12 protein-coding genes are annotated in these 13054 nt (G+C 72.9%); 8 read left to right on the top strand and 4 right to left on the bottom strand.

Annotated features, from left to right (window positions below; genetic code table 11):
* Nucleotides 1-201: 201 nt before the first annotated feature.
* Nucleotides 202-1593, top strand: a complete 1392-nt coding sequence (locus AIF0345_RS09515) for a glycine--tRNA ligase (RefSeq protein ID WP_268916366.1) — start codon at nucleotides 202-204, stop codon at nucleotides 1591-1593.
* A gap of 263 nt (nucleotides 1594-1856) precedes the next feature.
* Nucleotides 1857-3104: a YibE/F family protein gene (locus AIF0345_RS09510; RefSeq protein ID WP_404976010.1), complete on the top strand. Its 1248-nt coding sequence runs from the start codon at nucleotides 1857-1859 to the stop codon at nucleotides 3102-3104.
* Nucleotides 3105-3136: 32 nt separating this feature from the next.
* Here the strand turns inward: AIF0345_RS09510 and dusB are convergent, their stop codons facing one another.
* A complete protein-coding gene (gene dusB, locus AIF0345_RS09505) occupies nucleotides 3137-4327 on the bottom strand; it encodes a tRNA dihydrouridine synthase DusB (RefSeq protein WP_311136112.1) in 1191 nt (396 codons plus the stop codon).
* A 191-nt stretch (nucleotides 4328-4518) separates the two neighbouring features.
* Here dusB and AIF0345_RS09500 point away from each other — a divergent pair, with 191 nt between their 5' ends.
* Together AIF0345_RS09500 and AIF0345_RS09495 are read left to right on the top strand one after the other, a co-directional pair.
* Nucleotides 4519-5250, top strand: coding sequence for an SDR family oxidoreductase (locus tag AIF0345_RS09500; protein ID WP_285295992.1), 732 nt, complete (start codon nucleotides 4519-4521; stop codon nucleotides 5248-5250).
* Between the two features lie 131 nt (nucleotides 5251-5381).
* Nucleotides 5382-5894, top strand: coding sequence for a SixA phosphatase family protein (locus tag AIF0345_RS09495; protein ID WP_043558203.1), 513 nt, complete (start codon nucleotides 5382-5384; stop codon nucleotides 5892-5894).
* 36 nt (nucleotides 5895-5930) lie between these two features.
* On the opposite strand, the gene serB is transcribed toward AIF0345_RS09495, so the two are convergent.
* Together serB and AIF0345_RS09485 are read right to left on the bottom strand one after the other, a co-directional pair.
* Nucleotides 5931-6641 (bottom strand): phosphoserine phosphatase SerB, encoded by a 711-nt coding sequence (serB, locus tag AIF0345_RS09490; RefSeq protein WP_285295991.1) that lies wholly within the window; start codon nucleotides 6639-6641, stop codon nucleotides 5931-5933.
* 149 nt (nucleotides 6642-6790) lie between these two features.
* Nucleotides 6791-8035, bottom strand: a complete 1245-nt coding sequence (locus tag AIF0345_RS09485) for a glucose-1-phosphate adenylyltransferase (protein ID WP_043558198.1) — start codon at nucleotides 8033-8035, stop codon at nucleotides 6791-6793.
* 304 nt (nucleotides 8036-8339) lie between these two features.
* Here AIF0345_RS09485 and glgA point away from each other — a divergent pair, with 304 nt between their 5' ends.
* Nucleotides 8340-9569: a glycogen synthase gene (gene glgA / locus AIF0345_RS09480; RefSeq protein ID WP_268916361.1), complete on the top strand. Its 1230-nt coding sequence runs from the start codon at nucleotides 8340-8342 to the stop codon at nucleotides 9567-9569.
* A 33-nt stretch (nucleotides 9570-9602) separates the two neighbouring features.
* Here the strand turns inward: glgA and AIF0345_RS09475 are convergent, their stop codons facing one another.
* Nucleotides 9603-10322, bottom strand: a complete 720-nt coding sequence (locus AIF0345_RS09475) for a hypothetical protein (RefSeq protein WP_268916360.1) — start codon at nucleotides 10320-10322, stop codon at nucleotides 9603-9605.
* Between the two features lie 100 nt (nucleotides 10323-10422).
* Here AIF0345_RS09475 and AIF0345_RS09470 point away from each other — a divergent pair, with 100 nt between their 5' ends.
* The 3 genes from AIF0345_RS09470 to AIF0345_RS09460 all read left to right on the top strand — a co-directional run bounded on the left by AIF0345_RS09470 (nucleotide 10423) and on the right by AIF0345_RS09460 (nucleotide 13035).
* Entirely contained in the window at nucleotides 10423-11235 is an 813-nt protein-coding gene (locus AIF0345_RS09470; RefSeq protein ID WP_268916359.1) for an ABC transporter ATP-binding protein, read from the top strand.
* 41 nt (nucleotides 11236-11276) lie between these two features.
* Complete coding sequence (locus AIF0345_RS09465) at nucleotides 11277-11741, top strand: NfeD family protein (protein ID WP_285295990.1); 465 nt, start codon at nucleotides 11277-11279, stop codon at nucleotides 11739-11741.
* Between the two features lie 136 nt (nucleotides 11742-11877).
* Nucleotides 11878-13035 carry an SPFH domain-containing protein gene (locus AIF0345_RS09460; RefSeq protein WP_043558186.1) on the top strand — a complete coding sequence of 386 codons (1158 nt, stop codon included), beginning with the start codon at nucleotides 11878-11880 and terminating at the stop codon, nucleotides 13033-13035.
* Nucleotides 13036-13054 lie beyond the last annotated feature (19 nt).

Genomic DNA, 13054 nt, shown 5'->3' with positions numbered 1-13054 from the left:
GTCAAGGCGATAATGATTCTCGTCAAGCTGTGCTGTCGCCGCGGATCCGAGTGTGACGCGTCAGACTCGAAGACGCCTCCGGCCGCCCGTCCGAGGAGCGGGGCGGCCGCGGCCGTAGGATGGCCGTATTCTTTCCCAGTTCGTTCCCGACTCGTTCCCACCAACCAGGTGCGGACAACGACGACATCAGGAGACACTACGGTGGCACAGACCCCCTCCGCGCTCGAGCGCGTGATCAACCTGGCCAAGCGCCGCGGCTTCGTCTTCCCCTGCGGGGAGATCTACGGCGGGACCCGCTCGGCCTGGGACTACGGGCCGCTCGGCGTCGAGCTCAAGGAGAACATCAAGCGCCAGTGGTGGCAGTACATGGTCCGCTCCCGCGACGACGTCGTCGGCCTGGACTCCTCGGTCATCCTGCCGCGCGAGGCGTGGGTCGCCTCCGGGCACGTGAGCGCCTTCACCGACCCGCTCGTGGAGTCCCTCCACACCCACAGGCGCTACCGCGCCGACGAGCTCATCGAGGCCTACGCCGAGCGCAAGGGCCTGGACCCCGACGCCGTCCGGCTGGACGACGTGCCCGACCCGGTCACCGGCCAGAACGGGGCGTGGACCGAGCCGCGCGCCTTCTCCGGCCTGCTCAAGACCTACCTCGGCCCCGTCGACGACGAGGCCGGCCTGCACTACCTGCGCCCCGAGACCGCCCAGGGCATCTTCATCAACTTCGTCAACGTCATGAGCGCCGCCCGCAAGAAGCCCCCCTTCGGCATCGGCCAGGTCGGCAAGTCCTTCCGCAACGAGATCACGCCGGGCAACTTCATCTTCCGCACCCGCGAGTTCGAGCAGATGGAGATGGAGTTCTTCTGCGAGCCGGGCACGGACGAGCAGTGGCACCAGTACTGGATCGACCACCGCAGGGCCTGGTACGTGGACCTGGGCATCAGCGAGGACAACCTGCGCCTGTACGAGCACCCCAAGGAGAAGCTCTCCCACTACTCCAAGCGCACCGTGGACCTGGAGTACCGCTTCGGCTTCTCCGGCGGCGAGTGGGGCGAGCTGGAGGGCATCGCCAACCGCACCGACTTCGACCTGACCACCCACGCGAAGCACTCCGGCAAGGACCTGTCCTACTTCGACCAGACGAGGAACGAGCGATGGGTGCCCTACGTCATCGAGCCCGCCGCGGGCCTGACCCGCTCGCTCATGGCCTTCCTGGTGGAGGCCTACACCGAGGACGAGGCCCCCAACACCAAGGGCGGGGTGGACAAGCGCATTGTCCTCAGGCTCGACCCGCGCCTGGCCCCCGTCAAGGCCGCCGTGCTGCCGCTGAGCCGCAAGGAGGAGCTCACCGGCCCCGCCCGGGAGCTGGCCGCGCGCCTGCGCCGCAGCTGGAACGTGGACTACGACGACGCCGGCGCCATCGGACGCCGCTACCGCCGCCAGGACGAGGTGGGGACGCCCTTCTGCCTCACCTACGACTTCGACTCCCCGGACGACGGCGCCGTCACGGTGCGCGACCGCGACACCATGACCCAGGACCGCGTCCCGCTCGACGGCGTGGAGCGCTACCTCGCCGAGCGCCTCATCGGCTGCTGACGCCGGCCCGGGACGGCGCCGACCCGTCCGCGGCCCTGGCGCCCCGGTCGCCGCAGGGCCACGGCGCCGCCCGCTGACCCGCTTCGCCGCTGCGCCTCCGTCCCGCCTCCGCGTTGCTCCGCGTGCGCGCCCGCGGTTCGGACCATCATGGACCCATGACGAGCGAGGAGACTCCCGTGCCCCCATCCTCAGCGCACACGACCCCGGCCCATCACCCCCATTCCTCCACGTCTTCCCATGGCCACAGCCACGGCGACGTGGCCGTGCCCGCGCACGAGCGGCGGCGTGCGCGGATCGTGCTGACCGCGATCGTCGTCCCCATCATTATCGCCACCCTCGTCGGCCTGGTGGCGCTGTGGCCCGGGAAGAGCTCGCTGGTCGGCTCCCAGCCCTTCGGGGCGGAGGGGACCAGCCTGGAGACCGCCACCATCACCTCCAAGTCGGTCGCCGACTGCCAGGGGGCGATCCAGTCGCTGGGCGACGCCTCCACGGGAGGGCTGCTCACCGACGCGGTGTGCGCCCGCATCACCTCGGGCAAGGGCAAGGGCCTCGTCCTGCCGGTCCACGTGCCCGCCGAGTCCATGAGCGCCGCCGACGTCGGCGACGGGATGCGCGTCATGTACACCCCGGCCGCCGTGACCTCGGGCACGCCCTACGTGTTCGTGGACTACCAGCGCCAGACCCCCGTGCTGGGGCTGGCGGTCGTCTACCTCGTGCTGGTGGTGGCCGTGGCCGGCCGCAAGGGCATCCTCAGCGCCCTGGGCCTGGTCCTGGCGACGGCGGTGCTCGTGTTCTTCATGATCCCCGCCCTGCTGGACCTCGCCTCGCCCATGTGGGTGACGCTGGTGGGCGCCAGCGCCATGATGCTGCTGGCGGTCTACATCGCCCACGGCGTCTCGGTGCGCACGACCACCGCCCTGCTGGGCACGATCGTGGGCGTGGTCATCACCGTCGCGCTGTCCCTGTGGGGCGTGGGGGCGGCCAACCTGACGGGGGCGACCGAGGAGACCTCGATGACCCTGGCCGCGGCCGTGCCGGGGCTGAGCCTGCGGGCGCTGCTGACCTGCGGCATGGTCATCGCCGGCCTCGGCGTGCTCAACGACGTCACCATCACCCAGGCCTCGGCCGTGTGGGAGCTGCACGCCGCCAACCCGGCGCTCAGCCGGGTGCGCCTGTTCACCGGCGGCATGCGCATCGGGCGCGACCACATCGCCTCGACCGTCTACACCCTCGCCTTCGCCTACGCGGGGACCGCGCTGCCGCTCATCCTGGCGGCCTCGCTCATCGACCGCTCCATGATCGACACCGTGCTCTCGGGCGAGATCGCCGAGGAGATCGTCCGCACGCTGGTGTCCTCCATCGGACTGGTGCTGGCGATCCCGGCGACCACGGCGGTCGCCGCGCTCCTGTGCCGCACGACCCCGGTGGACGACGTCGTCGAGGTCGTCGAGCCCGCCCCGCGGCGGGCCCGCCACCGGGCGCGCTCCCCGTACCCCGGGGCCGGGCGCTGACAGGACGCCGGGAGGGCGCCGGGGACGGGGGCTCAGCCCCCGGAGGCGTCCGACTCCGCATCCAGCAGGAGCCGCCTGTGCTCCTCGCTGAGACAGGGGGAGTCGAGCCAGCCGTCGGGCAGGTGCGGGCGCCTGGGCGAGCCGGCCCGGCCGCGGGGCCCCTCGACCGTCTCGCCCGGGTAGGGCACCGCCTCGGGCAGCCGGGCGCGCATCGCCGCCAGCGCCTCGTGCAGGCCCGCCAGTGTGCTCACGTGCACGAGCTCGTCGCGCGCCCGCCCGCCCACGGGGTAGCCCCTGAGGTACCAGCCCACGTGCTTGCGCAGGTCCCGCACGCCCCGCTCCTCGCCCATCTCGGCGGCCAGCAGCCGCCCGTGCTCCTCGACGACGGCGATGACCTCGTCCAGGTCGGGGCGGGTGCGCGCCGTCGAGCCGTGGAGGGCGGCCACAATGTCCGCGAAGAGCCACGGGCGCCCCTGGCAGCCGCGCCCCACCACGACGCCGTCGCAGCCGGTGGCGCGCATCATCTCCAGCGCATCGTCCCCGGTCCAGATGTCCCCGTTGCCGAGCACCGGCAGGCTCGTGGCCTCCTTGAGCCTGGCGATCGCCTCCCACCTCGCCCTGCCCGCGTAGTGCTGGCGGGCCGTGCGGCCGTGCAGGGCGATCGCCGCCACGCCGGCGTCCTCCGCCGCGCGCGCGACATCCAGGAAGGTCTCGTGGTCCTCGTCGATGCCGATGCGGGTCTTGACGGTCACCGGCACGGCGCGCTCGCGGCGCGCCGCCCGCACGGCCCGCTCGCCGGCGCGCACGGTCTCGCGCAGGATCGCCGCCAGCAGGTCCCTCTTCCACGGCAGGGCCGCGCCCCCGCCCCTGCGCGTCACCTTGGGCGCAGGGCAGCCGAAGTTCAGGTCGATGTGGTCGGCCAGGTCCTCCTCGACCAGGATCCGCACCGCTGCGCCCGCGACCGCCGGGTCGACCCCGTAGAGCTGGATGGAGCGCACCCGCTCGCCGGGGTCGGAGCGCACCATGGCCAGGGTCTTCTCGTTGCGCTCCACCAGGGCGCGCGTCGTGACCATCTCGGTGACGTACAGGCCCGCGGGCGCGATCAGGCCCCCGCCCGCAGCCGGCACCGCGCCGTCGTGCGCAGGGCGCAGCGCGGCGGGCAGCGCGGACTCTCCCGCCAGGCGGCACAGGCGCCGGAAGGACGCGTTGGTCACCCCCGCCATCGGGGCGAGCTCGACGGGCGTGGCGACCTCGATCGGACCGATGCGCAGCGGCGCAGCGCCCGCCCGGCCCCCGTCGGACGGCGCGGGGGGCGGGGCGGCGGAGGTCTCGAGGGTCACCGGGCCATGCTGGCACACGGCCGGCGCGGGACGGCGCGCGCCGCGGGCCGTGGGGCGTCTCGTAGGCTGCGCCCGTGAGCATCCCGCACGCCTCGCCGTCGAGCGCCCGATCGGTCCTGGTCACCGGGGCGTCGCAGGGAATCGGCCGCGCCGTCGCGGCCGCCTTCGACGCTGCCGGGGAGCGGGTGGTCGGCCTGTCCCGCTCCGGCGACGCGCCCGACGGCGTCGTGGGCATGAGCGTCGATGTGACCGATACCTCCGCCCTGCGGCGGGCGGTGGCGCGAGCCCGCATGCTGCACGGCCCGATCGAGGTCCTCGTGGCGTGCGCCGGAGTCAGCCGCGACGCCCTGGCCATCCGCACCCCTGAACCGGTGTGGGCCGACACGATCGCGGTCAACCTCACCGCCGCCTTCACCTCCGCCTCCGCCGTCCTGCCGGACATGCTGCGCGCCCGGCGCGGCCGCATCGTGCTGGTCTCCTCCGTCGTCGCGGCCCGCGGCGGGACGGGGCAGGCCGCCTACGCCGCCTCCAAGGGCGGGGTCGAGGGGCTGACGCGCGCCCTCGCCCGCGAGGTCGCCTCCCGCGGGGTGAGCGTCAACGCCGTCGCGCCCGGCTTCGTGGACACCGGCATGACCGCGGGACTGTCCCAGGAGGCGCGCGCCGCGCACCTGGCCGCCATCCCCATGGGGCGTCTGGCGGCGCCCCGGGAGGTTGTCGCCCCCATCCTCTTCCTGGCCTCGTCGGAGGCCTCCTACGTCACCGGCACCGTCCTGGGCGTCGACGGCGGCATGGGCATGGGGCGCTGAGCGCCGAGGCGCCCGCGGGAGGGCGCCGCTCCCGTCCGCCGCGGGACGGGCCGCGCTCGCAAGACGGTTGTGAGGCGCGGGGCACGCCGGCTGACGTCGCACGGGCCGCGTGCGTGCCGTAGGGTTGCGGTGTGACGACTGAGAAGCTCGGGAAGACCCTGGTCCTGGTCCGCCACTCCAAGGCGTCCCATGACGCGCCCACCGACCTCGAGCGCCCGCTGACCTCCAAGGGCCGCACGCTGGCGGACAGGCTGGCCCGCTCACTGGGCAGGCGCCTGGGCCATCTCGACCTCCTGCTCGTGTCGCCCGCCGCGCGCGCCAGGCAGACCGCCCGCCCCGTGCAGCAGCGTCTTGAACCGGCCGAGATCCGCGTCGAGCCGGAGATCTACCACAACGGAGCCCTGAAGATCCTCGATCTGCTGACTCCGCTGCCCGAGGCCACGAGCACGGTGGTCCTCGTCGGCCACGAGCCCACGGTCTCGATCCTGGCCCACATGCTTCACGACGCCGACGACGACCTGGCCGCCCAGGCCTCCTTCGGGGTGCCCACGGCCACGGCGCTGATGCTCACCGTCCTGGGCCCCTGGACGGACCTCGCCCCCCAGGGGGCCCACCTGACCGAGATCGTCACCGCGCCGCGCTGACAGGCGCCGAGGATCGGACGCCGCGGCACCGGTTTTTCAGGGCAGCAGGTCGAGCACGGCCGCCAGGTCGCGCACGTGCACGGCGGCGTCGGCCTGCTCGACGACGACCGGCTTGGCGCAGAAGGCGATCCCCAGGCCCGCCGCGGCGATCATGCCCAGGTCATTGGCGCCGTCCCCCACGGCGACGACGCGTTCCATGGGCACGCCATCGGCCTCGGCCCAGGCGCGCAGGCGGCGAACCTTCTCCTCCCGGTCCACGATCCGTCCCAGCACCCGGCCTGTCAGCACGCCGTCGCAGGCCTCCAGACGGTTGGCCGCCACGTGATCGATCCCCAGGCGGTCGGCCAGGGGCGCCACGACCTCCTCGAAGCCGCCCGAGACGACCCCCACCCGGCAGCCGCGGGCGTGCAGCGCACTGATGAGCGTCCTCGCCCCCCGGGTCGGCCTCGCCTCGGCCTGGACCTGAGACAGGACCTTCTGCGGAAGCCCGGCCAGGGTGGCCACGCGCTCGCGCAGGGACGCGGCGAAGTCCAGCTCCCCGCGCATCGCCCGCGCGGTGATTTCGGCGACCTGCCCGCGGGTGCCCGCGTGCTCGGCGATGAGCTCGATGACCTCCTGCTCGATGAGCGTGGAGTCCACGTCCATGACCAGCAGGCCGGGCCCGGGCCCGACCAGGGGGCCCGCGGCCCGGGCGCCGGAGACCCGCGGGCCGGCAGCGTGCTGCCTGTCGGTCTGCTCATCAGCCATGGGCCGATGCTAGACGACCGATTCCAGCGGGGTGCGGGGCCGGCTGAGTGGAGGGGGGCGGTGGCCAGAACGCCGCCCCGGTACCGAGACGGCCCGGGGACGGCCCGGGGACGGCCCCGGGCGGCTGCGCAGGCGGGTTCGCGGGCCGGTCAGCGGGCGACCTTCTGCCCCTTGGCCACGACGGTGATGCCGGACTCGGTCACGGTGAAGCCGCGCTCGCGGTCGCGCTCGGCGTCGATGCCGACCATGGCGCCCTCCTCGACGACCACGTACTTGTCGAGGATGGCGCGGCTGACAACCGTGTTGCGCCCGACGTTGACTCCGTCCATGAGGACGGACTCGCGCACCGAGGACCAGGAGTTCACCCGCACGCCCGGGGACAGCACCGAGGAGATGACCTCGCCGCCGGACACGATGACGCCGGGGGAGACGATCGAGTCGACCGCGTGGCCGAGGCGCTCGTGGTGCCCGTAGACGAACTTGGCCGGAGGCATGGAGTTCGTGTAGCCGGCGAACAGCGGCCACCGGTCGTTGTACAGGTTGAACACCGGGGTGACCGAGATCAGGTCCTGGTGGGCCTCGTAGAAGGCGTCCACCGTGCCCACGTCGCGCCAGTAGTCGCGGTCCCGGTCGGTGGCGCCGGGGACGTCGTTGTCCTTGAAGTCGTAGACGCCGGCGGAGCCCTGGCCCACGAACCACGGGACGATGTTGCCGCCCATGTCATGCTTGGAGTCCTCGTCGGCGGCGTCGACCGTCACGGCCTGCGAGAGGGCGTCGGCGTCCATGATGTAGTTGCCCATGGAGGCCAGGATCTCGTCGGGGGAGTCGGGCAGGCCCGGGGTGTCCTTGGGCTTCTCGACGAAGGCCTTGATCTTCCTGCGGTCCTCAGGGTCGGTCTCGATCACGCCGAACTGGTCCGCCAGGGAGCGCGGCTGGCGGATGCCCGCCACGGTGCACGGCAGGCCCGAGGCGATGTGGTGGTCCAGCATCTGGGAGAAGTCCATGCGGTAGATGTTGTCCGCGCCGGTGATGACGACGTAGTCGGGCCGCTCGTCGTCGAGCAGGTTCAGCGACTGGTAGATGGCGTCGGCGGACCCCAGGAACCAGTGCTTGCCCACACGCTGCTGGGCGGGCACCGGGGCGATGTAGTTGCCCAGCATGTCCGACATGCGCCACGTCTTGGAGATGTGGCGGTCCAGCGAGTGCGACTTGTACTGGGTCAGCACCACGGCCTTGAGGAAGCCGGAGTTGATCATGTTCGACAGTGAGAAGTCGATGAGGCGATAGATCCCGCCGAAGGGCACGGCCGGTTTGGCGCGGTCGACCGTCAAGGGCATGAGGCGCTTGCCTTCGCCGCCGGCGAGAATGATTGCAAGAACACGAGGGGAAGCCATGGGGCCACCTTACGTGACCCGAGCCACCCTGTGGGGCGAATCGCACGATGTTCCTCACATGTTTCCCGAGGAGCGGACCGCGGGCCCGGGCCGGGAGCCGCCGGGGGCCGAGCGGCGGTCGAAGGCCCTGCCCGGCGGCCGACGCGGCGCGGCACGGGTATCGAATGGCGCAAACCGCCCCATCGGCAGCGCAAAGCCGATACCGTCGGACGTGGGACGGCTCACGTTCCGCGAGCCCGCCCCACCCCGGACCAGCCACCAGATTCACACAGCGCGCAGGGGCGCGAGCGAGGAGACGCAACCCATGAGGGTCGACCTGCTGACCAAGGAATACCCACCCTTCATCTACGGCGGGGCCGGAGTCCACGTCAACGAGCTGGCCAAGGTGCTCCGCCCGCTGGCCGACGTGCGCGTGCACGCCTTCGGCGGACCCCGCGAGCCCGGCACCGAGGGCGCGGACCCGGGCGTGACCGGCTACCCGGAGGTCGCCGAGCTCGACGGCGCCAACGCGGCCCTGAAGACCTTCGGCGTCGACCTGGAGATGGTCCCCGGCGTCGAGGGCGCCGACATCGTCCACTCCCACACCTGGTACGCCAACCTGGCCGGGCACCTGTCCGGTCTGCTCTACAGCATCCCGCACATCCTGTCCGCCCACTCCCTGGAGCCGATGCGCCCGTGGAAGGCCGAGCAGCTCGGCGGCGGCTACGCCCTGTCCTCCTGGGCGGAGCGCCAGGCCTACGAAGGGGCGACCGCCGTCATCGCCGTCTCCCGCGGCATGCGCGAGGACATCCTGCGCTCCTACCCGCAGGTCGACCCCGAGCGGGTCAAGGTCGTCCACAACGGCATCGACCTGGACGCCTGGGCCCGGCCCACCGACGCCGACTGGGAGGCGGACAGCCAGAAGGTCCTGGAGCACTACGGCATCGACACCTCCCGGCCCACGGTGGTCTTCGTCGGGCGCATCACCCGCCAGAAGGGCCTGCCCCACCTGCTGCGGGCCGTCGAGAAGCTGCCCGCCGAGATCCAGGTCGTCCTGTGCGCCGGCGCCCCCGACACCGCGGAGATCAAGGCCGAGGTCGACTCCCTCGTGGCCGGCCTCCAAGCCAAGCGCACCGGCGTCATCCTCATTGAGGAGATGCTCCCGCACCGCCAGCTCCAGGCCATCCTGGGCGCCTCCGACGTCTTCGTGTGCCCGTCGGTCTACGAGCCCCTGGGCATCGTCAACCTGGAGGCCATGGCCATGGGGCTGCCCGTGGTCGGCTCGGCCACCGGCGGCATCCCGGACGTCATCGTCGACGGCGAGACCGGCCTGCTGGTCCCCATCGACCAGGTGCAGGACGGAACCGGCACGCCGATCGACCCCGAGCGCTTCGTGACCGACCTCGCCGAGCGCCTGGCCGCGGTGGCCACCGACGAGGCCAAGGCCAAGAAGATGGGGGCCGCCTCCCGCAAGCGGGTGGAGGAGCACTTCGCCTGGACGGCGATCGCCGAGCGGACCATGGAGGTCTACCGCTGGGCCCTGGACAACGGCTGAGCCCGGTCCCGCGGCAGGGGGCCGCCGCCGTCGTCACGACTGCCGCGGCCCCCACCACTCGGTCGCGGCCGCGACCCCGCGGCGCGCCGTCGTCAGCAGCGGGCGCAGCACCTGCGCGCGGCGCCCGGCCTGGAGGGCCGTCGCCGAGGCGCCGTCGTCGGCCAGGGCCAGCTCGCAGATCGCCGCCAGCCGCAGCGAGCGCTCCAGCAGGGTGCGGCGCCTGGCGTCCAGGGACGGCGGGAGGAGGCGCGGGTCGATCACCGCGGTCACCAGGTCGGTGAGGGTGTCGGCGAGGTCGGGGCGCTCGCGGGCGAGGTCCAGCTCGGTGAGGGCGTCGATCGCCTCCTGCGTGGCCGCGTGGACGTCCCGGCGGGCCTGCCCGGCGTCGAGCGGAGGCGGAGGAGTCAGCAGCTCCTCGGCCCGCCACACTGCGCTCGTGCCGGCCCCCTCCGGGATGAGCAGCACCCTGCGGCCGGTGGTCGCCTCGAGCAGGGCGCACTCGCCGGCGTCGACGGCGGCGGCCAGGCCGGGCAGCGGATCGGCGGGGGAGACGAGCGCCGCGCAGGCCCGCCCCAGCGAGCCGAAGGCCGTCAGCCACCGCTCCAGCGGCAGCCGCCCCAGCCCCCACGGGGAGGCCGAGTCATCGACCTCATGAGCGCCGTCGGGGCCCTCGACGACGGCGGTGCCGCGGGAGGAGGGCAGAGGCGCCCACAGGGCCAGGACGACGGATGCGGGCAGGTCGAAGAGGCTCACGGCGCTGCACCCTAGCCGCTGCGGCGGCGACCGTGCCCCGCGACAGTCTGCGGCCGTGGACGTGGGACTCAAGTCACCCTTGCACGATAGGGTAGGGCCCATGACCACCGTGCTCCGCCTCGACGACGTCTCGCTCCACCGTGGGACCACGCAGATCCTCGCCCACATGAGCTGGGGCGTCGAGGAGGGGCAGCACTGGGTGCTGCTGGGGCCCAACGGGGCCGGGAAGACCACCGTCTGCCGCATCGCCGCGGCGCGCCTGTTCCCCTCCTCGGGGACGGTCGAGGTCCTGGGCGAGCGGATGGGGCGCGTGGACGTCTCCGAGCTCCATCCCCGCATCGGCCTGTGCTCCTCGGCCCTGGCCGGCCGGGTCCTGGGGGGAGAGCCCGTGCTGAGCATCGTGCTGTCCGCCTCCTACGGGCGCATCGGCGTGTGGCGCGAGGCGTACGACGAGTTCGACATCGAGCGCGCACGCGCCCTGCTGGATGCGCTCGGCGCCGGCGAGCTGGCCGGGCGCGCCTGGGCCACCCTGTCCTCCGGGGAGCGCAAGCGGGTCGAGATCGCCCGCGCGCTCATGCCCGACCCCGAGCTCCTCATCCTGGACGAGCCCGCCGCGGGCCTCGACGTCGGCGGCCGCGAGCAGCTGCTGGCCGCCCTGACCGATATCATCTCCGGACCGGGGGCGCCGCTGATGCTCATGGCGACCCACCACCTCGAGGAGATCCCGACCGGCTTCACCCACGCCCTCGCGCTGCGCGGCGGCCAGGTGGTGGCCGCCGGCCCCCTCCGCGAGGTCCTCACCGGCCCCGTCATGTCGGCGACCTTCGGCCTGCCGCTGGAGATCGGCCAGGACCGCGGCCGCTACACCGCGCGCGGGGTCCCCGCCGGCCCCACGGGCCGGCACACCGCCTGAGCCACGGCTCGGGCGTCGCATCTCACACTAGGAGGAATCCAATGGCTTGGCTCTGGTGGCTTGGCGCATCCCTGGTGATGGGCGTCGTTGAGACGCTCACCGTTGACCTGACGTTCCTCATGCTCGCAGGCGGAGCGCTCGGGGGCGCCGCCGCGGCCGCCCTCGGCGGCCCCCTGTGGGTCCAGGCCCTCGTCTTCGCCGTCGTCTCGGTGCTCCTCCTGGTGGCCGTCAGGCCCTGGGCGAGGCGCCGCCTGACCAGGGGGTCACCCGACGCGCGGACCAACGCCGAGGGCCTCATCGGGCGCGAGGCCGTCGCGCTGACGGCCGTGGACGCCCACGGGGGGCGCGTCCGCCTGGGCGGCGAGGAGTGGAGCGCCCGCCTGTCCAAGGAGAACGGCGGGGTCTCGCGCCTGAGCGTGGGCGATCCCGTGCGCGTGACCGACATCGACGGCGCCATCGCCGTGGTGGCTCCGGCGGGAGCCCCCGCAGGCGCGCAGCCGGCGTGAGCCAGGGACACCGGGTGAACGGTGCGCCGGACGCCCCGGGGCGGGCGGGCCGTCGTGCGCGGGCGCCGGCCTCCCGGTCCGACTCGGACCCGATCAGCATGACAGACCATTCCAACCACGTCAGGAGACATCTCGCGTGAACGACTTCGCCATTGTCCCGATCATCATCCTTCTGCTGCTGGCGCTGTTCATCGTCATCGCCATCTTCCGCGCGGTGCGGATCGTCCCGCAGTCCTACGCGATCATTGTGGAGCGGCTGGGGAAGTTCCAGGCCGAGTACGGCGCCGGCATGCACTTCCTCATGCCCTTCATCGACCGCGTGCGCAATACGGTGGACCTGCGCGAGCAGGTGGTCTCCTTCCCGCCGCAGCCGGTGATCACCTCCGACAACCTCGTGGTGTCCATCGACTCGGTCATCTACTACCAGGTGACCGACCCCATGCGCGCCACCTACGAGATCTCCAACTACCTGCAGGCCATCGAGCAGCTGACCGTCACCACGCTGCGCAACGTCATCGGCGCCATGGACCTGGAGCAGACGCTGACCAGCCGCGACCAGATCAACGGACAGCTGCGCGGCGTCCTGGACCAGGCGACCGGCCGCTGGGGCATCCGCGTGGGCAATGTCGAGCTGAAGTCCATCGACCCGCCCGCTTCCATCCAGGGCGCCATGGAGCAGCAGATGCGCGCCGAGCGCGACCGCCGTGCCGCGATCCTGACCGCCGAGGGCGTCAAGCAGTCCCAGATCCTGACCGCCGAGGGCGACAAGCAGTCCGCCATCCTGCGAGCCGAGGGCCAGGCCCAGTCCGCGATCCTCAAGGCCCAGGGCGAGTCCCGCGCCATCCTCCAGGTCTTCGACGCCATCCACCGCGGCAACGCCGACCCCAAGCTGCTGGCCTACCAGTACCTGCAGACCCTGCCCAAGATCGCCAACGGCAACAGCTCCAAGATGTGGATCGTCCCCACCGAGTTCACCGCCGCCCTGGACGGCATCGCCGGCGCGCTGGGCGGCAGGCCGCCGTCGGGCCCGGGCTCGAGCGCCTTCAGCTCCGGGTCGGACAACGTCAGGGTCGACCTGTCCGGCATGAGCTCCGGCCTCGACATCGCCTCCGACCTGGCGGCCACCAACCTCCAGACGCCCGAGGAGGCGCTGGCGCAGGCCCGCGGCGAGGCCGAGTCCGCCTCCCAGGAGGCGTCCGACGACCGCCCCTCGGAGGGCGCTCGCGGCCGCTACGGCTCCCGGCCGGGCGACGGCTACCCCCCGTCGATGCCGCCCACCAGCCACCGCGGCTGAGCCGCCTCGCTCACGCTGC

It is taken from the genome of Actinomyces israelii, assembly GCF_030253495.1.
Taxonomy (GTDB): domain Bacteria; phylum Actinomycetota; class Actinomycetes; order Actinomycetales; family Actinomycetaceae; genus Actinomyces; species Actinomyces israelii.
The sequence above is the reverse complement of the archived record's forward strand: the minus strand, read 5'-3'. Positions and strand labels throughout refer to the sequence as shown.

Excerpts from the sequence above, each read along its gene's own strand:
- AIF0345_RS09470 (WP_268916359.1), top strand. The coding sequence starts at position 10,423 with ATGACCACCGTGCTCCGCCTCGACGACGTCTCGCTCCACCGTGGGACC.
- dusB (WP_311136112.1), bottom strand. The coding sequence starts at position 4,327 with ATGGCGGGGGTGACCAACGCGTCCTTCCGGCGCCTGTGCCGCCTGGCG.
- AIF0345_RS09465 (WP_285295990.1), top strand. The coding sequence starts at position 11,277 with ATGGCTTGGCTCTGGTGGCTTGGCGCATCCCTGGTGATGGGCGTCGTT.
- AIF0345_RS09485 (WP_043558198.1), bottom strand. The coding sequence starts at position 8,035 with ATGGCTTCCCCTCGTGTTCTTGCAATCATTCTCGCCGGCGGCGAAGGC.
- glgA (WP_268916361.1), top strand. The coding sequence starts at position 8,340 with ATGAGGGTCGACCTGCTGACCAAGGAATACCCACCCTTCATCTACGGC.
- serB (WP_285295991.1), bottom strand. The coding sequence starts at position 6,641 with ATGGCTGATGAGCAGACCGACAGGCAGCACGCTGCCGGCCCGCGGGTC.